The 25,447-nt window shown below is 73.6% G+C and carries 13 protein-coding genes; 6 read left to right on the plus strand and 7 right to left on the minus strand.

All coding sequences use genetic code 11. The features are described 5' to 3' along the window. Positions 1-114: 114 nt before the first annotated feature. Entirely contained in the window at positions 115-1,899 is a 1,785-nt protein-coding gene (gcl, locus tag KUM40_RS07340) for a glyoxylate carboligase (protein ID WP_217164099.1), read from the minus strand. Between the two features lie 147 nt (positions 1,900-2,046). Between gcl and KUM40_RS07345 the strand changes: the two genes are divergently transcribed. Next, entirely contained in the window at positions 2,047-2,733 is a 687-nt protein-coding gene (locus KUM40_RS07345; protein ID WP_217164101.1) for a hypothetical protein, read from the plus strand. Positions 2,734-2,748: 15 nt separating this feature from the next. On the opposite strand, the gene KUM40_RS07350 is transcribed toward KUM40_RS07345, so the two are convergent. Beyond that, positions 2,749-4,962 carry a trypsin-like serine protease gene (locus tag KUM40_RS07350; protein WP_217164103.1) on the minus strand — a complete coding sequence of 738 codons (2,214 nt, stop codon included), beginning with the start codon at positions 4,960-4,962 and terminating at the stop codon, positions 2,749-2,751. Positions 4,963-5,070: 108 nt separating this feature from the next. Beyond that, positions 5,071-5,613, minus strand: coding sequence for a hypothetical protein (locus tag KUM40_RS07355; protein ID WP_254394723.1), 543 nt, complete (start codon positions 5,611-5,613; stop codon positions 5,071-5,073). 367 nt (positions 5,614-5,980) lie between these two features. On the opposite strand from KUM40_RS07355, the gene KUM40_RS07360 reads away from it, so the two are divergent. From KUM40_RS07360 to KUM40_RS07370, 3 genes are all read left to right on the plus strand, one after another. Then, complete coding sequence (locus tag KUM40_RS07360; protein ID WP_217164106.1) at positions 5,981-9,352, plus strand: ALF repeat-containing protein; 3,372 nt, start codon at positions 5,981-5,983, stop codon at positions 9,350-9,352. 69 nt (positions 9,353-9,421) lie between these two features. After that, entirely contained in the window at positions 9,422-11,428 is a 2,007-nt protein-coding gene (locus KUM40_RS41075; RefSeq protein ID WP_254394724.1) for a DNA/RNA non-specific endonuclease, read from the plus strand. Between the two features lie 31 nt (positions 11,429-11,459). Continuing rightward, positions 11,460-12,503: a hypothetical protein gene (locus tag KUM40_RS07370; RefSeq protein ID WP_217164108.1), complete on the plus strand. Its 1,044-nt coding sequence runs from the start codon at positions 11,460-11,462 to the stop codon at positions 12,501-12,503. Positions 12,504-12,509: 6 nt separating this feature from the next. On the opposite strand, the gene lbuL is transcribed toward KUM40_RS07370, so the two are convergent. Together lbuL and ibuL are read right to left on the minus strand one after the other, a co-directional pair. Further along, positions 12,510-14,147: a linear/branched/unsaturated fatty acid:CoA ligase LbuL gene (gene lbuL / locus KUM40_RS07375; RefSeq protein WP_217164109.1), complete on the minus strand. Its 1,638-nt coding sequence runs from the start codon at positions 14,145-14,147 to the stop codon at positions 12,510-12,512. Beyond that, complete coding sequence (ibuL, locus tag KUM40_RS07380; RefSeq protein WP_217164113.1) at positions 14,144-15,820, minus strand: isobutyrate:CoA ligase IbuL; 1,677 nt, start codon at positions 15,818-15,820, stop codon at positions 14,144-14,146. Before ibuL ends, lbuL begins: the two co-directional genes overlap by 4 nt. A gap of 124 nt (positions 15,821-15,944) precedes the next feature. Between ibuL and KUM40_RS07385 the strand changes: the two genes are divergently transcribed. Both KUM40_RS07385 and KUM40_RS07390 read left to right on the plus strand, forming a co-directional pair. After that, positions 15,945-16,781: a helix-turn-helix transcriptional regulator gene (locus KUM40_RS07385; protein ID WP_217164115.1), complete on the plus strand. Its 837-nt coding sequence runs from the start codon at positions 15,945-15,947 to the stop codon at positions 16,779-16,781. A 153-nt stretch (positions 16,782-16,934) separates the two neighbouring features. After that, positions 16,935-19,766, plus strand: a complete 2,832-nt coding sequence (locus KUM40_RS07390) for an AAA family ATPase (RefSeq protein ID WP_217164117.1) — start codon at positions 16,935-16,937, stop codon at positions 19,764-19,766. A 344-nt stretch (positions 19,767-20,110) separates the two neighbouring features. Here KUM40_RS07390 and KUM40_RS07395 read toward each other — a convergent pair whose 3' ends face one another. Next, a complete protein-coding gene (locus KUM40_RS07395; protein ID WP_217164119.1) occupies positions 20,111-21,220 on the minus strand; it encodes a winged helix DNA-binding domain-containing protein in 1,110 nt (369 codons plus the stop codon). Positions 21,221-21,230: 10 nt separating this feature from the next. Further along, entirely contained in the window at positions 21,231-25,220 is a 3,990-nt protein-coding gene (locus tag KUM40_RS42350; protein WP_217164121.1) for a WD40 repeat domain-containing protein, read from the minus strand. Between the last annotated feature and the right edge of the window lie 227 nt (positions 25,221-25,447).

The raw sequence follows: 25,447 nt of genomic DNA on the forward strand, positions 1-25,447 counted from the left end.
GGCGGGGGTGGCCCAGGGGGCGGCGGGGGCGCCTCGGACTGAGCCCGCGCACACGCGAGAGCGGCCCGCCCCCACGGGGGAACGGGCCGCTCTCGGTATTCGGTACCCGGCGTGTCAGACCTTCAGCGGCTTGATCGCGGTCGGGGCGTGCGCCGGCTCGGTCGCCAGCTCCTCGAACTCCATGACGTTGCCGATGTCGTTCGTCCCCGACATGGAGATGTTGGTGACGCGCTCCAGGATGGCCTCGACGACGACCGGGACCCGGTGCTCCGCGGCGAGCTTCTTGGCCTGTTCCAGGGCCGCGCCCAGCTCGGCGGGGTCGGTCACCCGGATCGCCTTGCAGCCCAGGCCCTCGGCGACCTTGACGTGGTCGACGCCGTAGACGCCCAGCTCGGGCGAGTTGATGTTCTCGAACTCCAGGTTGACCTGGAAGTCGATGTCGAACGCCCGCTGCGCCTGGCGGATGAGGCCCAGGTAGGAGTTGTTCACCAGGACGTGCACGTACGGGATCCGGTGCTGGGCGCCGACGGCCAGTTCCTCCAGCATGAACTGGAAGTCGTAGTCCCCGGAGAGCGCCACGACCTGGGCGTCGGGGTCGGCCTTGGCGACGCCGAGCGCGGCCGGGACGGTCCAGCCGAGCGGGCCTGCCTGACCGCAGTTGATCCAGTGCCGCGGGCGGTAGACGTGCAGCATCTGGGCGCCGGCGATCTGGGAGAGGCCGATGGTGGAGACGTACCGGGTCTCGGGGCCGAAGGCCTTGTTCATCTCCTCGTAGACGCGCTGCGGCTTGATCGGGATGTCGTCGAAGTGCGTACGGCGCTGGAGGGTGGCCCTGCGCTCCTGCGCGGCGGCGGCCCACGCGGAGCGGTCGGGCAGCTTGCCGGCCGCCTTCAGCTCCTTGGCCACCGCGACGAACAGCTCGAGGGCAGCCTTCGCGTCGGAGGCGATGCCGTAGTCCGGAGCGAAGATCTTGCCGATCTGGGTGGGCTCGACGTCGACGTGGACGAACTTCCGGCCGGCGGTGTAGACGTCGAGCTTGCCGGTGTGGCGGTTGGCCCAGCGGTTGCCGATGCCGAGGACGAAGTCGGACTCCAGGAAGGTCGCGTTGCCGTAGCGGTGCGAGGTCTGCAGGCCGACCATGCCGGCGTTCAGCTCGTGGTCGTCGGGGAGCAGGCCCCAGCCCATCAGGGTGGGCACGACCGGGGTGCCGGTCAGTTCGGCGAACTCCACCAGGAGGTCGGCGGCGTCGGCGTTGACGACACCGCCGCCGGCCACGATCAGCGGGCGCTCGGCGGCGACCAGCATGCCGATGGCCTTCTCGATCTGGGCGCGGGTGGCGACGGGTCGGTAGACGGGCAGCGGCTCGTAGGTCTCCGGGTCGAACTCGATCTCCGTGGTCTGGACGTCGATCGGCAGGTCGATCAGGACCGGGCCCGGGCGGCCGGAGCGCATCAGGTGGAACGCCTGCTGGAAGACGCCGGGGACCTGCGCGGCCTCGAGGACGGTGACGGCCATCTTCGTCACCGGCCCCGCGATGGAGGCGATGTCGACCGCCTGGAAGTCCTCCTTGTGGATCACTGCGGTCGGCGCCTGGCCGGTGATGCACAGGATCGGGATCGAGTCGCCGATCGCCGAGTACAGGCCCGTGATCATGTCGGTGCCGGCCGGACCGGAGGTGCCGATGCAGACGCCGATGTTGCCGGGGTGGGTGCGGGTGTAGCCCTCGGCCATGTGCGAGGCGCCCTCGACGTGGCGGGCGAGGGTGTGCTGAACGCCGCCGGACGCCTTGAGCGCCGCGTAGAAGGGGTTGATCGCCGCGCCGGGGACACCGAACGCGTCGGTGACGCCCTCGCGCTTGAGGATCTCAACTGCCGCTCGGGCAGCGGTCATACGAGCCATCGAGTACTCCTGCTCCGGCTGTCGGATTCGCACTCCCGTCGCGCCCCGCGGTGAGCTTCTTCCGTAGCAACTTCCGTATAGCGAAATTTGTTTTCTACGATCTGGAAGTAATGTAAGTGGGCAGCCGAAGGCCGTCAAGGGAGGACGATGGGGGTCATGTCCGAGACCATCTCGGTGTGCTGCACCGCCTGCGGGCGCCGGCACCGCTACACGGCACCGTCGTATCCCTGCGCGTGCGGGGCGCCCGTCGCCCCTGAGCTGGATCCGCGGGGGACGGCGACCGCGGTCACCCACCGGGCGTGGGACGAGGAGTGGATCGGGGTGCGCTGCGCGGCCTGCGGGGCCGAGAGCAGGTGGCCCCGGCCGGAGCTGGGCTGCCCGTGCGGGACGGTGCTGTGCGTACCGGTGGACCGCACGGCCGCGGGCCGCTCCGGGCGCACCCCCGGTTCGCGGGTCCCGGCGCACCGGGCCGTCCCGATCCGCACCGCCCGCGACGCGGTCACCGCCGCCGTCCTTTATCTGCGCGGGCTGGGCCACCGGGACGTGCGCCGCGCCGACCAGCGGCCCCTGTCCGGCATCGGGCTTGCGGCGCCCGGCATCGTCGTCCAGGTGGATCCGACGGTGGGCCCGGCCTCGGTGCGGGACGTGGAGCGCCTGTGGCTGACGGCGATGGCGGAGTCGGCGCGGTGCGTGTACTTCTCCCTGGCCGGGTACGCCGAGGACGCCCTGGTCCGCGCCGACCTGCTGGACGTGCCGCTCTTCGTGCTCGACCCGACGGGTGTGCCGCGTCCGGCGAACGCGCCGGCCGTGGCGCTGGACGCCACGGCCGGCTGAGAACTGCTGCGGCGACTACCGCGCCGCGTACCCGAAGGTGGTGCCGGAGGCGGGGAGACCGCCCTGTCCCGGCTGGTACACGGTGGGCGCCGCGTTGGGCTCGCCGAGGGTCACGTTGGACATCGGCAGGGCGTAGAGCGCGCCGGTGCCGGTCGGGCCGTAGGGCATGCCGACGTACAGGTGGCTGCCGGTGAAGTGGATGCTGGAGCCGAGGCGCTGGTTCGCGCCGGGGGCCCCGGGGACGCCGTCGCCGTCGCCGGACTCGATCCACTTGTCGTTGGCGCCCGGCGAGCCGAGCATCGAGAAGACGTGGACGGCGCCGGACTTGGCGGCCGTGCCGATCGCCTCGTCGGGCAGGCCTACGGCCATCTTCATGGTCGCCTCGGTGCTCACCGCGCGCGGCGCGGTGTTGACGGCGGTCAGGGTGGCGCCGAAGTGGTCACCGGCCTCGGAGGTGCCGGAGACGTCGTCGTCGCCGGTGCCGGAGGAGTATCCGTCGAGCTGGGAGTAGGTGCCGGCGGCGGTGACGCGGAAGGTGATGACGCCGCCCGTCTCGGCCTTGCTGACGCCGTTCACGTTCAGCGCCTCACCCGGCGAACCGACGGCGAGGATCGACTCGTCGGCGCTCGCCGCGCCCGACGGGCGGTACGGGGCCAGCGCCAGGGCCGCGCCGAAGCGGTCGCCCGCCTCGGCACCGCCGGAGACGGTGTCCAGGTCCTGGTCGAGGCCGAACAGCGGGGTGGGACGGTTCTCGCTGTTCAGCACGTGCGAGAAGACCGCGAGGTTGCCGGCCGCGGCGTCGCCGTTGATGGACTCGTTGGGCGCCCCGATGGCGAGGTGGTTGGCGTCGGCGGCGAGCACGGCGCCGAAGCCGTCGTTGGCCTGCACGGCGCCGGGCACGTCCAGCTTGTCCTGGTGGACGGAGACGTTGGTGCCGCCGCGCACGTAGAACGCCTCGCCCGCCTTGGCGAGGTCGCCGAGGCCCTCGCCGGGGGTGCCGATGAGGAGGAAGGGCTCACCGGCGGCGGTGGTGCCGGCCACGAGGGCCTGGCCCATCAGGTCACCGGTCTCGGGGGTGGAGGCGCTGATGGAGCCGTTGCCCGAGGCCTGCTCGAAGTGGGTGTTCTTGGTGGCGCCGGTGCCGAGGCCGCCGGGAGCGCCGTACAGGAGGTCGGCCATGCCCGCGTCCACGGCGTCGCCCAGGTTCTCCCCCGGGACGCCGACGGCCAGGTCGGTGCAGCCGTCCTCGTCGTAGTCGACGGTGTCGAAGGCCTGTCCGAAGAGGTCGTTCGTCTCGCCGGCGCCCGGGACCCAGTCGAGGTCCTGGTTGATCTCGGCGGTGCCCTTGCCGTCGCCGTACACGACGCGGATCAGGCCGGCCCTGGCGTCGCCGCCGACGGCCGCCTCGGGGTCGGCGATCGCGATGTCCTCGACGCCGTCGCAGTTGAAGTCGGTGACGCGGTTGGCGCCGGCCTTCGAGGCGATCCAGGAGCCGAGGTCGTCGACGCGGGTGGCGACGCCGCCGGTACGGGTCTCGGTGGCGTCGATGCCGAAGCAACCGCCCTGGTACGAGCGGCTGCTGAGGGCGGCGAGTTGTCCGGTGCCGTTCACCGTGCGCACCAGCGGGCCGCCGGTGTCGCCCATGCACGCGGCCACGCCGTCCTTGCCGGTCACCGTCGCGGTGGTGGCGTCGGCGGCGTCCACGGAGAAGGCACCGGTGTGCAGGTTCAGCGGCGCCCACTCGGTCTTCGTACGGCCGTAACCGGCGAGGGTCAGCTCCTCGCCCGCGGTGGGCGCGGCGGTGGCCAGGGCGATGGGGGTGACGTCGGTGACCGGGCGGTTCAGCCGGGCCAGGACCACGTCGCGGTCGGTGCGGGGCACCAGTTCCACGACCGTGCGGACCGCGCCCCCGGTGCCGGTGAGGTCGGCGCGGCCGATGGTCGCGGTGGTCGTGCGGGCCGGCTTGCCGGCGGGTACCGCGAGGCTCTCGGCGGGGTTGTCGGCGAAGCAACTGGCCGCGGTGAGCAGCCACTCGGTGTCGACCAGGACCCCGGAGCAGCCGCGGTCGTGGTCGCCGACGACGACCCGCGCCGTGTAGGCGTGCGTGGTGTCGGAGTCGGCGGAGGCGGGTCCCGTCACGGCGGTGGCGGGCACGGCGGTCATGACGAGCGGCCCCGCGGTCAGGGCCGCGACCAGTGCGGCGAGGCGCACGGATCTGGTGTGTCGCATGGTTTGAGTTCCTTGGTGGGAGATCCGGCTGCGGCGTTCGGCTGGGCCGACTGAGCAGGCTGGGCACTACTTGCCGGGCATTACTTGCCGGGCACTACTCGCTGGGCACTACTTGGAGGTCCTGATCTCCACCAGCAGATGCTCACGGTTCTGCTCGTCGGCGCTCTCGCCCACCGGGGTCCAGGTGTTCTTCTCCAGGTCGAAGGACTTCTCCTCGTCCCCGACGGTCATGTCCACCTGCGTGTCGTAGTCGTTGCCCCGCATCGAGTACACGGCGGGGATCTCCAGCGTCAGCCAGCCCGAGTCGCCCACCGACTTGAAGCACACCTTCTCCGCGGTCCGCCGCGCCAGCACCTCGATGAACCCCGTCCCGCCGGCACAGTCCACCAGTGTGATGTGGCCGTCTCCGCGCTTGAGCAGGATGCCCTGCTCCGCCTCGATCCGGTCCGCCTGCGGGTAGTCGAAGTCCTCCACCGCGTACCCCGGTGCGTCGTCGGCGACAGCCACCGACGGGCCGCCGGCCGCGCCCTGGGGTACGGACGCCAGCACGCCCCACGCCAGGGCGCCCGCGGCGGCCGCCGCGATCAGGGTGCGCGCGACGATTCGTTTCCTCTTTCGTGAATTCGCCGCGACAACGACGTTTTCTCTCATGCCGATCCTTAATCAATTCACGGGCGGCCGAGTGTCCGCGTCCGGTCGATATTCCGGGGCGGAATTCACTCACGGTGCCGCCGAGCCTGACCATGGCACGTCAATCGCCTCACCGTGTCCACCTGCTGAACCACCGCAAACGGGGCGGCAGTTGAGGAGGCGGCGTGACGTCTCTCACGTTTTGCAAAGGTTGTGCGACCTTTCGTGAAGAACTTGTGTGGGTTGTTCACTGCATGCCGAGAAGATTGCTGACGTCGACTCACATTCCCTTATACGCAATTGATTTCCCCTTCGAAGCGCGCTCAAATAGGCACGGCCATCGCACGCATTCGCTGCCGCCACTCACGACGACGAGGACAACTCACCCATGCAGACGATGTTCTGGAGCCGCAGACGGCTTCTCGGCGCGGTCGCCGCCACCACCGCCGTGGCCGCCGCTCCCCTCACGCTCGCGCGGCCCGCCCGGGCGGCCGACGCTCAGGACCCGGCGGACGGCTCGGCGGACGGCTCGCTCGTCCTGCCGGACACCGACCGGGCGAAGGTGGTCAAGGCCTGGTCCACGGGCGGCCGGGCCACCAAGGCCGCCGCCGCCTACGCGCTCTACGGCACCGACAGCGACATCCGGACGTTCCTCACCGAGACGCTGCCGAAGGTCCTCGCGGAGGACAACCGCGTCGCCGTCTCCCGGCTCATCTTCCGGGCCGGCAAGGGCACGCGTCGCGAGGCGTCCGCCGCGCTGGACAACGGCGACGCCGCCGTCGCGGCGTTCCTGGGCGAGGGGTACAAGCCCGCCCTGCTGGAGGACCTGGCGGTGACGACGTCCATCGTGTCGAGCACCGGCGGCAAGGGCGTCAGGCGCGAGGCCTCCGCCGCCCTCGACGCCAACACCCAGCAGGCGCTGGAGGACTTCCTCACCGACGGCCAGTACGGCGCCGCCCTGGAGGACGCCCGGGTGCAGGTGGCCACGATGCTGGTCGGCGCCGGGCCCGAGGTGCAGAAGTACGCGGACCGCGCCCTGAGCGGCGAGGCGTCGGACATCCAGTGGTTCCTCGACACCGGCCAGCACATAGCCCGGGCCCGGGACCAGGAGTCGGCGACCATCGCCGAACTGGTGGCCGTGGTGGAGCGGGAGGGCAAGCAGGCCCAGGCCGAGACCGACCTCGCCGTCGAGGCCTCCGAGCGGGCCCTGACCGCCGCCCAGAAGGCCAAGGAAGCCGCGCAGAAGGCCGCCGCCGAGGCCGCCGCCGCCAAGGACGACGTACGCAGGTCCGCCGCGGCCGCCCGGAAGGCGGCCAATGCCGCCAAGGGCGCGGCGAACGCCGCCCGCGACGCCATCAGCGCCTCCAACGCCGCCGTGGTCGCCTCCCGCCGTGCCTCGTGGGCGGCGGCTGCCGCCTCCCAGGCCGCCGCAACGGCCGGCAACGCCGCCTCCCGGGCCTACAACGCCGCCATCGCCGCGTCGAAGGACGCCGGCAAGACCAAGGCGGCCAAGGACGCGGCCTTCGCCGCCCGCGACTGCGCCGAGAAGGCCAAGACCGCCGCCAGGGCCGCCGACTACGCGGCCGCCGCGGGCGCGCAGGCCGCCAACGCCGGCAGCTCGGCCGCCTCCGCCGCCCGCAACTCGGCGGCCGCCGCGGGCGCCGCCGCGCAGGCCGCCGCGGCCTCCGGCGCCGCCCAGTCCGAGGCCAACGAGGCCAAGCGCCAGGCCGCCATCGCCACGACCGCGGCCAACCGCGCCACCAACGCCGCCTCCACGGCCCAGGCGCTCGCCAACACGGCCGCCGCCGCGGCGCGCAAGGCCCGTGACGCCGCCTACTCCGCGGCCGAGCACGCTCTGAAGGCCGCCGACGCGGCCGACGAGGCGGTCAAGTTCGCCGGCCAGGCCATCGACTACGCCAACAAGTCCACCGCGCACGCCGGCGAGGCCGTGAAGGCGGCCAACAACGCCACCGAGGCCGTCGACGAGGCCATGGCGACCGAGAAGGCCGCGCGGGAGGCCGAACTGGCCCGGCTGGAGCAGGACAGGCTCCAGGGCATGGACGAGGCCCGGCTGCTGTCCGGGATCGAGGCTCAGGAGCAGGCCGAGTACGACGACAAGCGCACGCAGGAGAAGCAGACCGCGCAGGCCCTCAAGGAGCTGATCGCCTCCGCCGAGAAGGCCCTGTTCGAGACCGGGGACCTGGCGCTCGCCGCCACCCTGGGCCGCCAGGCCGCCACAGGCCTGCTGGAGGCGAAGGGCGCCTGGACGCGACAGGCCGCCCAGTACGCGCTGGCCGGCAGCGACGACGACCTGTACTCGTGGATCGACCTGGACCGGACCCTCGCCCAGAGCCAGGACGACCGGGAGACCGTCCTGCACATCGCCGAGATATCCAGCCCCGCCATCGCGCAGGCGGCGCAGGCGGCGCTGGAGAGCGACAGTTCGGCTGCCGTGGGCGATTTCCTGACCTCGGGAATGATCCGGGCGTCGCAGGACGACCGCAAGGTGCAGATCGCCCGCATCCTGAACGACAATCCCGGCAAGGCCGTCACCAAGGCGGCCAACGACGCCCTCGACGCCAACACCCCCGAGGCGGTCTCGGACTTCTTCGACCGCACCTACCCGGCGGCGGTGCGCGAGGACGACGCGGTGGCGACCTCCACGGCCCTCGCCAACGGGGGCGAGTACGTCAAGTCGTACGCCGAGGTGGCCCTCGAGGGTCCCACCTGGATGCGCCGGAACTTCGTCCAGGTCGTCCAGTACACGGCGGCCCAGCTCGACCACGACTCCGCCACCCACATCGCCGCGATCCGCGGGTCCATCGCCGCCGCCGCCAAGATCGCCCACACGGCGCAGGAGAACGCGGCGCTGGCGTCGAAGGCCGCGGCGGACGCCCGCGACGCCGCCGACCAGGCGAAGGAGTGGGCCGACAAGGCCATCGCCTCGGCGAAGGAGGCGGACAGCTACGCCGACCAGGCCAAGCAGAACGCCGACGCCGCCGACAAGTCCGCCGCCGACGCGAAGGCCTCGGCGAGCACCGCCAAGGCCGCCGCCGCGACCGCGCGCACCGCGTCCCGCTCGGCGAACTACTCCGCCAACAAGGCGATCGACTCGGCCCGTTCGGCGCTCCAGTCCTCCTACAGCGCGCAGGCGTCGGCCGCCAGTGCCCGCCAGTCGGAACTGGAGGCCGGCCGGGACTCCAAGGCGGCCGCCGCGGCATCCAGCCAGGCGCGCGCCATCGTCGCCCAAAAGCGGGCGGCCGAGCAGGCCGAGGCCGCCCGCGAGGCCAAGGAGAAGGCGCAGCGGGAGCGGGACGAGGGCCGCAACCCGGCCAACAACGAGAGCAACGACGACATCCACCCGAACGGCACCGGTTCCGGCAAGGAGGACTGGTGGTCGGACGCAAGCTGGTGGGCCGACGCGGCCAACACCGTCAGCATCGCCTCGGGGTTCATCGCCGCCGGACTCGGTCTGGCCAGTCTGGTCTTCCCCCCGCTGGCCGTGGGTGCGGCGTTCTTCGGATACCTGTCCGTGGGCGCCGGCGCGCTGGGGGCGCTGTTCACCGGCCTCGAACACGGCTTCACCAGCGGTGAGTTCGTCAAGGCCATCGGCGGGACCGCGCTGAACCTGGCCACCTTCGGCCGGGGCAAGCTCGTCCTCTCGGCCGGCAAGAAGGTGGCACCGGTGGTGCACAAGGTCGCCGAGGAGGGCAAGGAGCTGGTGTCCTCGATCACCGGCGGACTGTCCAACTTCTTCTGACCGGCTGGCCTGCCGGACACACCCGGCCGTCACCGGACAGCACGTCGCACCCGAAAGGACAGTCCCACGATGAGACCCTCGTCTCGAATACCGCGCTCCCGGCGCGTGCTCCTCTCCCTGCTGGCCGTCATGGCGCTCGGCGCCACCACGACGGCCATGGTCCCGGCGCAGGCGACGCCGCAGACCCAGGAGCGGCCCGGGAGCCGGGCGGACCGGACCGACCCGACCGACCCGACCGATCCGGTCAATCCGGCCGATCAGGCCGATCCAGCAGACACTTCCGCCGCCACCAAGACCCGCCCCGCCACGGTGGCGCCCGGGGAGCGATGCGAGCCCACCCGCGCCGGCTCCCGCGAGCGCCGGGCAGGAGCCGTACAGGCCTGCGTCTCGATGAGCGCCACGCCGGTGAAGCCGGCCGAGCGGCAGTCCCTCGCCGCGTCGTCCGCATCGTCGGCGTCGGCGTCGGCCGCCGCCGACGACGCGGCCAGTTGCGCGATCACCGCTCCCGGAACATGGAAGTTCAACCGCTTCGGCTACTGCGTGAGCGGCCTGACCGTGCTGTACGTGCTCAAGGACGGCAACGGCAAGCAGATCGGCACCGGCACGCTGAACGTGACGACCAGTGCCCTCCTGCCCGCCGAGGGCACGTCGTGGGAAGAGCACGTGACCGTGACCATGACCGGCGCGACCGGGGCCGTCACGTCCCTGACCGCGAAGTTCAGGTCCGCGTGCTCGGCCGGCTGCAAGGCCACCAAGACCGCCCCGTGGTACGGGGGCACCCTGGTCAAGGGCGATTCCCGCAACGGCCGCGTCGCCTACTCCTCCACCCCCGCAGCGGGTACCGAGGTCGAGTTCACGACGTCGTACGACCTGTACGTGACCTCTCCCGGCGCCCAGATCACGGACCCGAGCGCCTCCTGGAGCAACCCGGAACGGATCCGCTGCGACGACGACGTCAGCGACACCGCCTCCGCCGGCACGCCAGGACCCGGCTGCGTGGTGCCCAGCGTCATGCCGGTCGTCAACATCGACGCCACGTCGGGCGCCGCGGCGGTCGGGTACCGGTGGGCCCAGCAGAACCTCGCGGGCGGCTGGGGGCGCGACAAGCCGCTGACCCGGGCGAAGAGCGGCATCGCCGACCGCACCGCTCGCACCTGCGGCGGGTCGAAGCCCTTCCAGGCCCTGCCGGACGTCGTCACGAACGACAGTTGCGGCACGTTCCCCTTCGCGGCCACGCATGAGGGCGGAACCGACGGCGCCCTGTGTGCCGAGATCGTCCTCAAGGACACCGGCGGAGGCTGGGCCGTCCAGCAACTGGGCGGCACCGACCTCGGCAGGTCCTGCGTACGCGCGCACGTCCCCGCTGCCGACAACCAGGCCGCCGAGAACCAGCTCTTCGACGGCTTCGTGAACCAGCGGGTCGTGGAAGCCGAGAAGTTCATGGTGGAGATCACCGGCGCGACCGCGCAGGCGCAGGGAGCCTGCCTGCGGACCCTGCCGAACGGATCGCTCCGGGCCGGCGACGGGTGGATCAAGAACACCACCGACGCCGTCGACCACGTGAACAAGACCACCACTCCGAACGGAGCCGGTACCCGCGCGGCCGTGGCGCAGGCCTGCCTGGGGAAGAACCTCGACACGGGCTCCGACGCGTCCGGTGACATCACCGGATGGCAGGACGCGCAGTTGTTCCGCGACACCTACTCGCCGAAGACCGGGCTCGCCCGGTGTCACCTGATCCCCAACATCCTCGGTGGCAAGGGCCAGGTGGTGGACGGCGGGCAGAACAACCTCGTCCCCTGCTGGCAGTCCGGCATGAACACCGGCACGCCCAGCATGCGGACCTTCGAACTGGCGGCTCAGAAGCTGGTGAAGGAGGACCCCAACTTCCAGGCGAACGACGCGCTGTTCTACCAGGTGACGCCCAAGTACCAGGACGCCACGAGCACGATACCCGTGGGGGTCACGATGACCGCTACAGTGCAGCGGGCGGACGGAACGTCCCAGCCGCTGTTTCCCGAGGTCTACATCACCAACACCAAGGGCAACACCGGGACGCTCAATCTCGGGAACTGAACCCGTCTGATCAGCGCCATCGGGAGCCAGTATGAGTCGCACCACCCCACCGCGGCCGTTCGACGTCACCGCGCTCTTCCCTCAACTGGCCCCGCTGGCACGCACGGCGACCCGGCTGCATCCGCGCGCCGGGTCGCCGTCGCGGCACGACAGCTCGGTCGGCGGGCCGCTCCTGTGGCCCGCCGGCGAGCCGTGGCCGTACTGCGACGGCCCGCACGAGTGGGACCAGGTGAACGAGCCGACGTCACCGGCGGACGTGCGGGTGCAGCGGCGCATCCACGAGGCCGCGGCGAACCGGCCGCACGGCGGGCCGCACGCATCCGGATACACGGACGAGGAGCGGGCGGCCCTCGAGCGGATCAACGCCGGCCGCCCGTGGCCCGAGGGCCCGATCGCCATGCTGCCCGTGGCCCAGTTGTACGTGCGCGACGTCCCCCTGCTGCGCCCGCCCGGGCAGGCCGACGCCGACCTGCTCCAGGTGCTGTGGTGCCCCTTCGACCATCCGGAACACCCGAGGACCGCGCTGGTCCGGCGGTCCGCCGCCGAGGTCACCGACGTCCTCGACGCGCCTCCCGAGCCGCCCGCGGTCCAGTTCTCCGACTACGTGCCCCAGCCGTGCCTGCTCTCGCCCGAGCAGGTCACCGAGTACCCCCACTTCCTCGAACTGGACAAGGAGTTGCGGGAACGGCTGGCGGACTGGAGCAGGTGGCAGGCGGCCGGGGACGCGGTGGACGGCGCCTACGCCGTGGCGCCGCAGGAGTTCTACACGAACAAGCTGTCCGTCTCTCCCGGTTGGAAGGCCGGCGGCTGGTCCCGTTGGGGTCTCACGGATCTCGTGCCCCGGGCCTGCTCCGCCTGCGGCACCGCGATGGAACCGCTGCTGACCATCGCCTCGACGGAATGGAACGGCGGCACCAAGGACTGGGCCCCCGAGGGGGACCGGGCCCGCGACCCGCTTCCCCCGGGCGTTCCGCCGGCGAACTACACCCGGATCGTCGTCGCCGGCGGCTACGCCCTGCAACTCCACGTCTGCCCGGTCTCCGCGGACCACCCGCACCTGGAGCTGGTCCAGTAAGTCCGGTCAGGCGCGCGTCCCGTACCGCTCCCGCAGCTCGACCTTGCGCACCTTCCCGGACACGGTCATCGGGAAGGAGTCGAGGATCTCCACCCTGCTGGGCACCTTGTAGTGGGCGAGCTGCCCGTCGCAGTAGGCGCGCAGTTCCTCCAGGGTGAGCGGGTCGGCCGCGTCGCGCGGGACGACGCAGGCGAGGACCTCCTCGCCGTAGCGCTCGTGCGGTACGCCGACGACCTGGACGTCCGCGATCTTCGGGTGGGCGTAGAGGAACTCCTCGACCTCGCGCGGGTAGACGTTCTCGCCGCCCCGGATGACCACGTCCTTGATCCGGCCGACGATCTCCACGTAGCCGTCCTCGCGCATCACCGCGAGGTCCCCGGTGTGCATCCAGCGGCCCGGGTCGATCGCCTCGGCGGTCCGCTCGGGCTCCTCCCAGTAGCCGAGCATCACGCTGTAGCCGCGGGTGCGCAGTTCGCCCGCGTCGCCGCGCGGCACGGTCACGCCGGTGACCGGGTCGACGACCTTCACCTCGATGTGGGGCAGCACCCGGCCGACGGTGCCGGTGCGATGTTCGAGGTCGTCGTCCATGCGGGTCTGCAGGGAGACCGGGGAGGTCTCGGTCATGCCGTAGCAGATGGAGACCTGCTCCATGTGCATCTCGGCGACCACCCGCTTCATCACCTCCACCGGGCAGGGGGAGCCCGCCATGATGCCGGTGCGCAGGGAGGTGAGGTCGTAGGAGGCGAAGTCGGGGTGGTTCAGCTCCGCGATGAACATGGTGGGGACGCCGTACAGGGACGTGCACCGCTCCCGCTGCACCGCCTCCAGCGTCGCGGCCGGCTCGAAGGACGGGCCGGGGATGACGATGCACGCGCCGTGCGAGGTGGCTCCGAGATTCCCCATTACCATGCCAAAACAGTGATAAAAGGGCACCGGCAGACACACCCGGTCCTGCTCCGTGTAGCCGACGGTACGGCCCACCCAGTAGCCGTTGTTGAGGATGTTGTGGTGGGAGAGGGTGGCGCCCTTCGGGAAGCCGGTGGTGCCGGAGGTGTACTGGATGTTGACCGGGTCGTCGCAGCTCAGCTCGGCGGCGAGCGAGTCGACCCGCTCCTGCGGCACCGCGGCGGCGCCCGCCGTCAGCGCGTCCCAGGACGGGTCGCCGATGTACACGGTCTCGCGCAGCGCGGGGCACCGGCCGCGGACCTGCTCGACGATGGCCCGGTAGTCGCTGCCCTTGTGCGCGAGGGAGGCGACGAGCAGGGTGATGCCGGACTGCTCGAGGACGTACTCCAGCTCGTGCGCCCGGTAGGCCGGGTTGACGTTCACCATGATGACGCCGATGCGGGCGGTGGCGTACTGGACGAGGACCCACTCGGGGCAGTTGACGGCCCAGATGCCGACCCGGTCGCCCTTGGTGACGCCCTTCGCCAGCAGTCCGCGCGCCACCTCGTCGACCGCGGCGCCGAACTCGGCGTAGGTCCAGCGCCGTCCGGACTCCACGTCGACCAGGGCCTCGCGGCCCGGGTGGGCGGCGATCGCGCGGTCGAGGTTTGCGCCGATGGTGTCGCCGAGGAGCGGGGTCGTGGCGGTGCCGTGGGCGTAAGAAAGAACGTGGGAGGGGGCCTTGGAGAGGGCGGTCATCGGAAGTTCTCCTCGCGGTACTCGTTCGCGGAACCGGCCGCCGTGGCCTCGCGCAGCTCGATGCGGCGGATCTTGCCGGACACGGTCTTGGGCAGCTCGCCGAACTCCAGGCGGCGCACCCGCTTGTAGGGGGCGAGGGCGTCGCGGGAGTGCTCGAACAGCACCTTCGCGGTGTCCGGGCCGGGCTCCCAGCCCGCGGCCAGCACGATGTACGCCTTCGGTACGGCCAGCCGCAGTGCGTCGGGAGCCGGCACGACCGCCGCCTCGGCGACCGCCTCGTGCTCCAGCAGGGCGCTCTCCAGCTCGAACGGGGAGATCTTGTAGTCGGACGCCTTGAAGACGTCGTCGCTGCGGCCGACGTAGGTCAGGTAGCCGTCCGCGTCGCGGGAGCCGATGTCGCCGGTGCGGTAGTAGCCGCCGGCCATCGCCTCGGCCGTGCGGTCGGGGTCTCCGTGGTAGCCGGTCATCAGGCCCACGGGGCCGCCGGACAGGTCCAGGGCGATCTCGCCCTCGTCGGCGCCGGGCGCGCCGCTGACCGGGTCGAGGAGTTCGACGCGGTAGCCGGGGCTGGGGCGGCCCATGGAGCCGGTCTTGAGGACCTGGCCGGGGCTGTTGGAGACCTGGACGGCGGTCTCGGTCTGGCCGAAGCCGTCCCGGATGGTCACCCCCCACACGCGGCGGACCTGTTCGATCACCTCGGGGTTGAGCGGCTCACCGGCGGCGACGACCTCGCGGGGCGGGGTGGCGAGCTGTGTCAGGTCGGCCTGGATGAGCATGCGCCACACGGTCGGCGGGGCGCAGAAGGTGGTCACGCCTGCCCGGTCCATCTCGGCCATCAGGCGGGACGCGTCGAACCGGGCGTAGTTGTACAGGAAGACGGTCGCCTCGGCGTTCCACGGCGCGAACAGGTTGGACCAGGCGTGCTTGGCCCAGCCGGGCGAGGAGATGTTGAGGTGGACGTCGCCGGGCTGCAGCCCGATCCAGTACATGGTCGCCAGGTGCCCCACGGGGTACGACACGTGGGTGTGCTCGACCAGCTTGGGGCGGGCGGTGGTGCCCGAGGTGAAGTACAGCATCAGCGGGTCGTCGGCGACGGTGGGGCCGTCCGGGGTGAAGGTGTCGGAGGCGGTGTAGACGTCCTCGTAGGCCCGCCAGCCGGCGGCCCGCGTGCCGCCGCCCACGGCGATGCGCGTGTAGGCGCCGGGCACGTCGTCGAACTTGCCGGTGTCCTCACAGCGGGCGATCACGTGCTTCACCCGGCCGCGGTCGACGCGGTCGCGCAGGTCGGCGGGGCCGAGCAGCGTGGTGGCCGGGATGACGACGGCGCGCAGCTTCATCGCGGCCAGCGCGGTCTCCCACAGTTCGGCCTGGTTGCCGAGCATGACGAGGATGCGGTCCTCCGGGCCGACGCCCCACTCGCGCAGGCGGTTCGCGACCCGGTCGGAGCGGGCGGACATCTCGGCGAAGGAGACCCGGACCTCGGCGCCGTCCTCCTCGACGATGTGCAGGGCGGTGCGCTCGTTGCCGTCGGCGATGACGTCGAACCAGTCCAGCGCCCAGTTGAAGTTCTCGGGGCGGGGCCAGGTGAAGCCCTCGTAGGCGGCGGTGTAGTCCGCACGGTGTTCCAGCAGGAAGTCCCGTGCGCTGCGGAACAGCTCCGTGGCCGTCGTCATCTGTCCTCCTCGGTGCCGGACCTTGCCGGGCGGCTCTGTGCCATCGTGTAATCCGTGATGCAGGTCTCACTACCCCCGAACGGGGGTGTGCGTCCCGGGGCGGGCGCGAGGGAGGGCGGAACGAGTGGCGGTGGACGCGGCCGACGCGGCGGAGATCCGTGGTGCGCTGGCGCGGCTGCGGCGCGCGACGGGGCTGCCGGTGGCCTTCGGCGGGCTGCTGGAGTCCGGCCGGCGCCAGGTGCGCATCAGCGAGCTGAGCGGGACGGCGACGGACGCGCTGCGTGCCCTCGCGGTGACCTCCGGCAACGGCCTGGGCGGCAGGGCGGTGGCGTTGTCGCGGCCGTGCGCCGTGACGGACTACTCGGTGTCCCGGCAGATCAGCCACGAGTACGACCTGCCCGTCGCCGCCGAGGGGCTGCGCTCGGTCCTCGCGGTGCCGGTGGTCGTACGGCGCCAGGTGCGCGGGGTGCTGTACGGCGCCCTGCGCTCGGCCCAGCCGCTGGGCGACCGCACGCTGAGCGCGGCCGTGGCGGCGGCCCGGGACGCGGAGCAGGCGCTGGTGCTGCGGGACGAGGCGGGCGAGCTGCTGGCGGCGTCCCGGCCCCGGCCGGCGCACGACCCGGCGGGCGCCGCGGCCTGGGAGCAGGTGCGGGAGGCGCACGCGGCGCTGCGGGCGCTGGCGCCCAGGATCACGGACCCGGCGCTGCGGGACGAACTGCTGCGCGCGTGCGGCCTGCTGGCGGCGGGGAACGCGCCCGCCCCCGGGCCCCGGCTGGCTCCGCGCGAGGTGGACGTGCTGGCGTGCGTGGCCGCGGGCGCGACGAACGGGGCGGCGGCCGAGCGGCTCGGGGTGGGCCCGGAGACCGTCAAGAGCTATCTGCGCTCGGCGATGCGCAAACTGGGCGCCCGCACCCGCGGCGAGGCCGTCGCGGCCGCCCGCCGGACGGGGTGGCTGCCGTAGGGCGCGGGCGCCGGGGCGAAGATTTCTCGCCGCCGGAGTTTGTTTTCGATGCCCCCGCGTTTGTTGTCGGGCTCACCTCGCCGTCCCTCCAGAATGCAATGAGCCAATGCCTAATATTGGCCCGGACACGACACACGGAGGGGAGCGGTCACCGTGCGACGGGACTTCGCGGAGTCTGCCGGAGGCCGCTTGGACCTGGTCATCGGGCGGGAGGAGCCATTCGGCGCGGCGCATGAGCAGCTCGCCCGGGGCGGCAGTGTGCTGCTGCACGGGCCCGCCGGAATTGGAAAGTCGACGGTCCTGCGGACCCTGGCCGCGGAATACGCCCGTACGGCGCACACCGTGCTGCGCTGCTCGGCCACCGAGTCGGAATCCCATCTCCCCTTCCTCGCCCTGGCCGACCTCCTGGGCCTGGTGCTCGACGAGGTGTCGGACGCGCTGCCCGGCGCCCAGCGCACCGCGTTGGAGTCGGCGCTCACCGGCCGCGGCGAGTCCACCCTCCAGCGCGACGGTCTCGCGCTGCGGCTGGCCGTGCTGTCGGCGCTGCGCGCCCTGGCCGCCGAGGGGCCCGTCCTCGTCGTCGCCGACGACCTGCAGTGGCTCGATCCCGCCAGCGCGGAACTCCTCGGCTTCGCCGCCCGCCGCCTGGGCGACACCCCGGTGCGGCTGCTGTGCGCGGTGCGGACCGAGGGTCCCGAGACGGAGAGCGCGGAGTACGACCGGCATCTGCGCGCCTCCCCGCCGGACACCCGCGCCGTCCGCCTCGGCCCGCTGACCCGGGCCCAGGTGTCGACGCTGCTCGACGAGCGCGGCTACTCGGGTCTGCACCGTTCCACGGTCCGTGACATCCACCGCACCAGCGGCGGCAATCCGCTGTTCGCCCTGGAGCTGGGCCGGGCCCTGGCCGAGAGCCCCGCCGCTCCGCGCCCGGGTGAGCCGCTGCCGGTGCCGACCTCGCTGCGCGCCCTGGTGCTGTCCCGGCTGGAGATGCTGTCGGACGAGGCGCGCCGCACCCTCCTGGTGGCCAGCGCCGGCGCCCGCCCCACCCCGGCCCTGCTGCACGCGGCCGGCCGGGACAACGCCGAGGCCGAGACCGCGCAGGCGGCGGCGCTCGGGCTGCTGGCGACCGACCCGGAGGGCCCGGCCGTACGGTTCGCGCATCCGCTGATCTCGGCCGCGCTGTACGCGGAGGCTCCGGCGCCGGAGCGGCGGGCCGCGCACGCCGCGCTGTCCACGGCGGCCTCCGACCCGATCGAGCGCGCCCGGCACCTGGCGCTGGCCACCACCGGCACCGACCCGGAGGTGGCGGCCCGGCTGGCGGAGGCCGCCGCGCTGGCCCGGGACCGCGGGGCGCCGTCGGTGGCCGCCTCGCTGGGGCTGCTCGCCGCCCGCCACACCCCGGCGGACAGCACACCGGGCCCGGACGAGCGCCGGCTGGCGGCCGCCGAGGACGCGATCACCGCGGGTGAGCCGGACCTCGCCCGGGACCTCGCCCGCGAGGTGCTGACCCGGACCACCTCGCCCGGCGGGCGGGTACGGGCCTGGATGGTGGTGATCGAGGCGGCCGGGCAGGCCATCGGCGAGGTCGACGCCGTCTTCCCGCAGGCCCTGGCCGACGCGGGCGACGACCCGCGGCTGCTCGCCCTGGTCCACTACCAGTTGGCCTGGCGCTCCCTGGTGGTGCAGGGCGACTTCGCCCAGGGCCGTCAGGAGGCGGCGCACGCGGCCCGGCTGGCGGCGCGGGCCGGGGACCGGCGCTCCGAGCTGCTCGCGCTCGCCTTCCAGGCGCAGGCCGAGACGCTGATGGGGCATCCGGGCGCCCCGGCGACCATCCAGCGGGCGCTTCAGGAACCCCAGGACCCCCGGGTGGCGTGCCATCACAACGGTGCGGGCTCGTCCCGGTTCCGGTGGCTGGTGATGAGCGACCGGCTGGCGGAGGCGCGGACCACCGTCACCGCGCTGCTGCGCGAGGTGCGCAGGCGTGGCATGGCCGAGAGCGAGGTCCACTACCTGCGTTTCCTCTCGGAGACCGAACTGCACTCCGGTCACTGCGGCCGGGCGCTCGAGCTGTCCCGGGAGAGCCTGACGCTGGCGCGCGACGCGGGCATCGGCGAGGGCGCGGGCGCGATGCAGGCCGCGCTCGCCGAGGCCGCGGGCGGCGACCCCGGCCGGGCGCTGGAGCTGGCGCGGGAGGCGGTGCGGCGGGCGGAGGGGGACGGCGACGCCGTGTACCTGTCGCGGGCACTGGCCGCGCTCGGACACGCGAACCTGGCGGCGGGCGACGCGGCGGCGGCCGTACGGGTGCTGCGCCGGGTGCGGGAGCTGGAGGCCGGCGCGGGCATCACCGACCCGGCGCGCGGCCGTTGGCAGGGCGATCTCGCGGAGGCGCTGGTGCGCACCGGGGAGCCCGCCGAAGCGCTCGACGTCATCGAGGTCACCCGCGCGCACGCGCTGCGGCTCGGGCGCGGGAGCGTCCTCGCCGTGCTCGACCGGGCCGAGGCCCTGGTGCGGGCCGCGCGGGGCGAACACCGGGCGGCGGTCACGCGGTTGACGTCGGCACGGGAGCGGCTCGCCGAGCTGGGGTTCGGCCTGGAGGAGGCGCGGGCGGTCTTCGCGCTGGCCGAGCTGCACGCCGAACGGCCGGGGCGGGCCCCGGAGTCGGCGTCGTACGACGAGGCGGCCCGGCTGTTCCGGCGGTGCCGGGCGCTGCCCTGGCTGCGGCGGGTGGAGGCGGCGGTCGCGGCGCGGGCGGCCGGGCCGCCCCCGGTGCCGGTGGCCGAGCCGGACGGTCTGGCGGGGCTCGCCCCGATGGAGCGTCAGGTGGCCGCGCTCGTCATGGAGGGCGCGACCAACCGGGAGATCGCGACCCGGCTGTTCGTCAGCGTCAAGACCGTCGAGGCGACCCTGACGCGGGTCTACCGCAAGCTCGGGATCCGGTCCCGGGTCGACATCGTCCGACTGGCGGCGGGCCGGCGGCCCGACTGAGAACGGCCGACCGAGAACGGCAGACCGGGAACGGCTGCCTGAGAACGGCCGGCTGAGAACGGTCGGCTGACAATCGGCGGCTGCCGGCGGGCCGGGTTTACCGGCGGTAAACCGAGGGTTTTCCCTGTCCGGCTCCCCTAGGGGGTTCCCTCATTGGGCGGTCCGGACCGCCGGTTCTAGCGTGAGCATGTGCCGCTCGCCCGGGCATCGGGGGTCTGTCCCGAGACCCCCGTCCACCCCCCACGCCCGGGCGGGCTACGTCATCTCCTGAGCAGCCCTCAGGTGCGAGACCAGGGGGCGTTGCGAGCCTCCACGAGCGGCCCGCAACGCCCCCTTTCCAGTCTTCAGCCGCGTACGGTCCCGAAGCGGATGTCGTACGCGGTCGTGGGGTGCATCGTCGCCAGCATCCGCTCGCCCTCGGCCACGATCTCGTCCCGGTCCTTCCCCGGGAGACGGCCGAAGAGCTCGACGACGAGGGCGGCGTCGTCCTCGAGCTTCCACAGTCCGGCCACGAAGCCGTCGACGAGGAGGACGCGGTAGGCCTGGTTCTTCCGCCAGGTACGGCCCTTGTGCTCGGGCGGGACGACGCGGGTGCGGTCGGCGTGGGAGAGGAGCAGGTTGTCGAACTCCGGCAGGAAGCGCGGCGGGGCCGGGGTGTCCGGGTCGGGGCGCGGCGCGTCGGGGAGGTCGAAGAGTTCGGTGCCGTTCGGGTCCCGGAAGGTGACGAGGCGGGGGCGGAGCCGTTCGAAGGCGTCCCGGAGCCGGGTCAGTCCCGCCCAGGTCTGCATGTCCTTCACGGAGGCGGGTCCGAACGCGGCGAGGTAGCGCAGCACGGTGTCGTCCGGGTCCTGCGCCGGACGCGTGGGGCGGTCGAACCAGTGCTCGGCGGTGGTGAGCGTGACCTGACCGCTCCTGCCCCACAGTCCGCGCGGCGTCACCTGCACGAGCGGGAGCCGGCAGCGGGCGGCGACGGACAGGGCCAGGGGGTCCGCGTCGGGCCACTCGGCGAGGAGGGCCTCGCGCAACCGCCCCAGGGTGCGCGGCTCGGCCTCGACCAGCTCGCGGGCGAGGGAGGTGAGCCGGTCCAGGTCGACGCCCGCCAGACCCTTGCGGAAGCTCCCCAGCTCCCGGTCCCGGGCGGCCTGCACCAGCGGCCGCAGGGTCAGGCAGTCGTCGGCGGTGTGGGTGTGGATGGTCGAGCGCATGGTGACGAGGCGGGCGACCCGGCGGTCGGCCATCGGCTCCGACAGGTCGCCGGGGGTGAAGCCGTCGAGCCGGGCGGCGAGCGCGTAGTACGGCGGCTTCACGTTCTGCGCCTGGAGTCCGACGAGGTGCGCGACGGCGTCCTCGGCGGACATCGCCGCACGGCGCAGCAGCAACTGCCGGGCCAGGGTGGCGCGGTTGAGGGCGCGGGTGCCGAGGACGGGGGCGGTCGTTCCTGCCTTGTTCGTCATGCCGGGCACGTTAGCGGGGGTTGCGGACGGTTCCTGTCCGCGATCCGCAGGTGGGCCGGTAGGTGAGCTGCGGCAGGAGTTCGCCCCAGCGGGCGGGGGTGAGGTCGCCGCCGGTGTGGGCGCAGACCTGGCGGACCGCCCGGTCCGTGTCCAGCGTCCAGATCCTGGCCGTGAGGTCGGTGCCCGCCGAGGCCAGGGTGTCGCCGCCGGGCGCGAACGCGACGGAGGTGACCGTGTCCAGGTGACCGGTGAGCGCGTTGCCGAAGGCCTCGGCGTGGGCAGGGTCGGCCACGTTCCACAGGCGTACGGTGTGGTCCTCGCCGCCGCTGGCGAGGGTGCGGCCGTCCGGGGCGAAGGACACGGAGGTCACGCCGCCGCGGTGCCCGGTCAGCTCCTCGCCCAGGGGGCGGACGCGGCCGGGATCGCGCACGTCCCACAGCCGTACCGTGCGGTCCCGGCCGCCGGTGGCGAGGACGTGTCCCCGGGGCGCGAAGGCGACCGAGTTGACCCAGTCCCCGTGGGCGGTCAGGGGCTTGCCCACCGGCCGGGCCCGGTCGCGGTCGCGCACGTCCCACAGCCGGGCCGTCTTGTCCTGGCTGCCGGAGGCGAGGGTGTTCCCGTCCGGGGAGAAGGCCACGGAGCCGACCCAGTCGGTGTGTCCGGTCAGGGGCGCGCCCACGGGACGTACGTCGTCGGGGCCGCGCACCTCCCACAGGCGGACCCGGTCGTCCGCGCCGCCGGTGGCGAGGGTGCGGCCGTCCGGGGAGAAGGCGACGGTGAGGACACCGCCGGGGTGTGCGTCCCGGAGGGTGGCGGCGGGGGCCGGCCGGTCGGGGTCGGTGACGTCCCACAGCCGTACGGTGCCGTCCTCGGCCCCGGAGGCGACGGTGCGGCCGTCGGGGGCGAAGGCCACGGTCAGGACGGCGGCCTCGTGACCGGCGAGCGGTCGTGGCAGGGGGCGCGGCCGTCCGGGCCCGCGGACGTCCCAGAGCCGGATCAGGGCGTCGTCGGTGCTGCCGGCGGCGAGCAGCCGGCCCTGCGGGTCGTAGGCCACGGAGGTGAGCGGGTTGGTGAAGTCGGTGAGGACGTTGTCCGGCAGATGCCACAGGCGGACGCTGCGGTCGGCGCCGGTGGTGGCGAGGGTGCGGCCGTCCGGGGCGAAGGCCAGGTCCCACAGGCCCTCCGTGTGCCCGGTCAGCGGTTCGCCGATCTGCTGCGGGTAGGCGGGGTTGGACACGTTCCACAGGATCACGGTGTCGTCCTGGGCGGCGCTGGCCAGGGTGTGTCCGTCCGGGCTGAACTCCACGGCCCACACGGCGGCGGTGTGCGCGGTGAGCGGTTCGCCCAGGGGGCGCGGGCCGCCGGTGTCCGACACGTCCCACAGGCGCACCGTGTCGTCGTAGCCGGCGGTGGCGAGGGTGTCGCCGTCCGGGGAGAACGCCACCGACCAGACCGCCTCGTCGTGGGCGTGCCAGGGCTCGCCGAGCGGGGCCGGTCCGTCGGCGCGGTCCAGCCGCCACAGTCGTACGGTGCCGGTGTGTCCGGCGGTGGCCAGGGTGCGGCCGTCCGGGGCGAAGGCGACGTCCCGCACGCTGCGGGCGTCGGCGCGGGCCGGTGTGCCGAGGGGCGCGGGCGCGGCCGGGTCGCTCAGGTCCCACAGGCGCAGGGTGCCGTCGTCGCCGACGGTGGCGAGGGTGCGGCCGTCGGGGGCGAAGGCCACGGACGTGACGGACTTGCCCCCGTGGCTCACCAGGGGCCGGCCCAGCGGCTCGGGCCGGGTGCGGTCCCGGACGTCCCACAGCCGGATGCCGCCGCCGTGCCCGGCCGCCACGAGCACGGTGCCGTCCGGCGAGAACGCGACCGCGCCCACCGGGTCCCCGGCGATCCGCAGCGGCTCGCCTAGCTGCATGTCCTGGCCGTCCTCGCTGGCCTGACCGTCCTCGCCGACCTGGCCGTCCTCGCCGTCCTCCCCGGCCTGACCGGCCTGACCGGCCTGACCGGCCTCGCCGTCCTGGCCGTCCTGGCCGTCCTCGCCGTCCTCCCCGGCCTGACCGGCCTCGCCGTCCTGGCCGTCCTGGCCGTCCTCCCCGGCCGTGTCCCACAGTCGTACGGTGCCGTCGTGGCCGCCGCTGGCGAGGGTGCGGCCGTCGGGGGCGAAGGCCACGGCGCTGCCGATGTCGTCGTGGCCGGGCAGCCGGGTGGACAGCACCCGGCCCGCGTCCGAGGTGAGCGCGGTCCGCAGTTCGGGGGTGGTGCGCATGCCGAGCGCGGCGACGTCCAGCCGGGCGGCGAGGGTGGCGCTGGTGTCGCGCACCCGGTCGGCCTCGGCGGTGATCCGGCCGAAGACGGCGTCGTCCCGCTCGGCCTGGGCGTCGGCCCGCGCCCGGAGCGCGACGACGGCCGTGCCCGTGGCGACCAGGACCAGCAGGACGAGCGCGGCCGACAGTCCGCGCCGGAGCCACACCGCGCGCCGCCGCCTGCGGACCGAGGCGGCGAGGAACTCGCCCTCCACCGGTGTCAGTTGGCCCACGCGGTGGTCCTGCGGGAAGGCCTCGTGGGCGGCGGCCAGCCGGGATCCGGCGTACAGTGCGGCGTTCTCCCGGCCGAGGGCCACCCACGTGCGAGCGGCCTCGGAGAGCGCGCGGTGGACGCGCAGCCGGTCGCGCTCGGCGTCGATCCAGCCGCGCAGCCGAGGCCAGGCCGTGATGAGGGCCTCGTGGGCGAGTTCGACGGTGCCGTCGTCGAAGGTGAGCAGCCGGGCCCCGACCAGCCGGTCAAGGACGGCGCGGCTGTCGTCGGGGTCGCCGAGGTCGAGTTCCGCGTGTTCGGCGGGGCGCCGGGTGTCGGGGGTGCCGTCGCCCGGGGCGACGAGCCGCAGCAGGATCCGTCGGGCCAGGTCGGCCTGGGGGGCGGTGAGTTCGCCGTACACCTCCTCGGCGGTGCGGACGACGGCGCCGCGCAGTCCCCCGGCCGCCTCGTAGGCGGACTCGGTCAGAGTGCGGCCGGTGCGATGGCGCCAGGTCTCCAGCAACGCGTGCGACATCAGCGGCAGTCCGCCCGGCGCGTCCTCGACCTCGTCGAGCAGCCGTGCGGTCAGGGCGCGTTCGACGACCAGTGAGGCCGCGGCGGCCGGCCGTACGACGGCCTCCCTCAGCTCCTCCCGGCTCATCGGCCCGGCCAGCAGGGTCGCGTCCTGCAACGCGGCGGTGAGCCCGGGGTGTTCGGCGCAGCGCCCCAGGAAGTCGGCGCGCACGGCGACCACCACGCGCAGTCGGCTGCCGGGGGCGGTGGCGGCGAGGAGGCGGTCGACGAAGGCGTCGCGTTCGGCCGGGTCCGTACAGAGGGTGTACAGCTCCTCGAACTGGTCGACGATCAGCCAGGTGTCCGCGTCCGTGTCCGGCACGGGGTCCAGCCGGTCGGCGTGGGTGGCCGCCGGGCGGGCGCCGGGGGTGAGGATGCGTACGGCGGCGGGGGCGGGGGGTGCGCCGGCGCCGGCTCTGGCTCCGGGCGTGCGCACGCGCGGGATCAGGCCGGCCCGCAGCAGGGAGGACTTGCCGCTGCCGGAGGGGCCGAAGACGGCGGTGAAGCGGTGCTCGCGGGCCAGTTCGGCCAGCCGGTCCACCAGCCGGTCGCGGCCGAAGAACAGCGCGGCGTCGTCGGGTTCGTAGCGGGTCAGACCCCGGTAGGGCGGGAGCGTCTCCTTGTCGGCGGGGAATTCCGCGGCCTCGTCGCTCGCCGCCCGCCAGCGCCGCTCCCACTCCCGCGGGTCGCCGCCGCAGACGTCGACGTAGGCGAGGGTCACCGCGAGCGTGGGCAGTTGCCGTCCAGCCGCCGCCTGGGACAGGGCGGTCACCGAGAACGGGACCTTGTCCGCCATCGTCCGGTAGGTGGGGCGTCCCACCGACTCGCGCAGGGCGCGGAGTTCGGCGGCGAACCGCTCCACCGGTCCGGCTCCCGGGTCGAGCCGTCGCTCCCGGCGCCCCACTCCGTTTCCGCTCACGTGTCCCCGCCCCGCCGTTGCTCTCGGTCCCCGTCCGGGCGCCCACGGTAGGGAGCCCCTGGACGGGGCGGCAAGCGAACGGGCCCCCATCGGGGGGTGGCGCACGGGGAGTTCACGGTGTCTTCACTCCGGTTCCGCATTGTCGCGCATTGTTCAGTGCCGCGTCCTGGCTGCTGAACAACGGCGGTACGCGGTGGAATCGGTGTCCGGGGGAGTGCGGGGTGGCA

It is taken from the genome of Streptomyces sp. AC512_CC834, from assembly GCF_019049325.1.
Lineage (GTDB): Bacteria > Actinomycetota > Actinomycetes > Streptomycetales > Streptomycetaceae > Streptomyces.

Excerpts from the sequence above, each read along its gene's own strand:
- gcl (WP_217164099.1), bottom strand. The coding sequence starts at position 1,899 with ATGGCTCGTATGACCGCTGCCCGAGCGGCAGTTGAGATCCTCAAGCGC.
- KUM40_RS07345 (WP_217164101.1), top strand. The coding sequence starts at position 2,047 with ATGGGGGTCATGTCCGAGACCATCTCGGTGTGCTGCACCGCCTGCGGG.
- KUM40_RS07350 (WP_217164103.1), bottom strand. The coding sequence starts at position 4,962 with ATGCGACACACCAGATCCGTGCGCCTCGCCGCACTGGTCGCGGCCCTG.
- KUM40_RS07355 (WP_254394723.1), bottom strand. The coding sequence starts at position 5,613 with ATGAGAGAAAACGTCGTTGTCGCGGCGAATTCACGAAAGAGGAAACGA.
- KUM40_RS07360 (WP_217164106.1), top strand. The coding sequence starts at position 5,981 with ATGCAGACGATGTTCTGGAGCCGCAGACGGCTTCTCGGCGCGGTCGCC.
- KUM40_RS41075 (WP_254394724.1), top strand. The coding sequence starts at position 9,422 with ATGAGACCCTCGTCTCGAATACCGCGCTCCCGGCGCGTGCTCCTCTCC.
- KUM40_RS07370 (WP_217164108.1), top strand. The coding sequence starts at position 11,460 with ATGAGTCGCACCACCCCACCGCGGCCGTTCGACGTCACCGCGCTCTTC.
- lbuL (WP_217164109.1), bottom strand. The coding sequence starts at position 14,147 with ATGACCGCCCTCTCCAAGGCCCCCTCCCACGTTCTTTCTTACGCCCAC.
- ibuL (WP_217164113.1), bottom strand. The coding sequence starts at position 15,820 with ATGACGACGGCCACGGAGCTGTTCCGCAGCGCACGGGACTTCCTGCTG.
- KUM40_RS07395 (WP_217164119.1), bottom strand. The coding sequence starts at position 21,220 with ATGACGAACAAGGCAGGAACGACCGCCCCCGTCCTCGGCACCCGCGCC.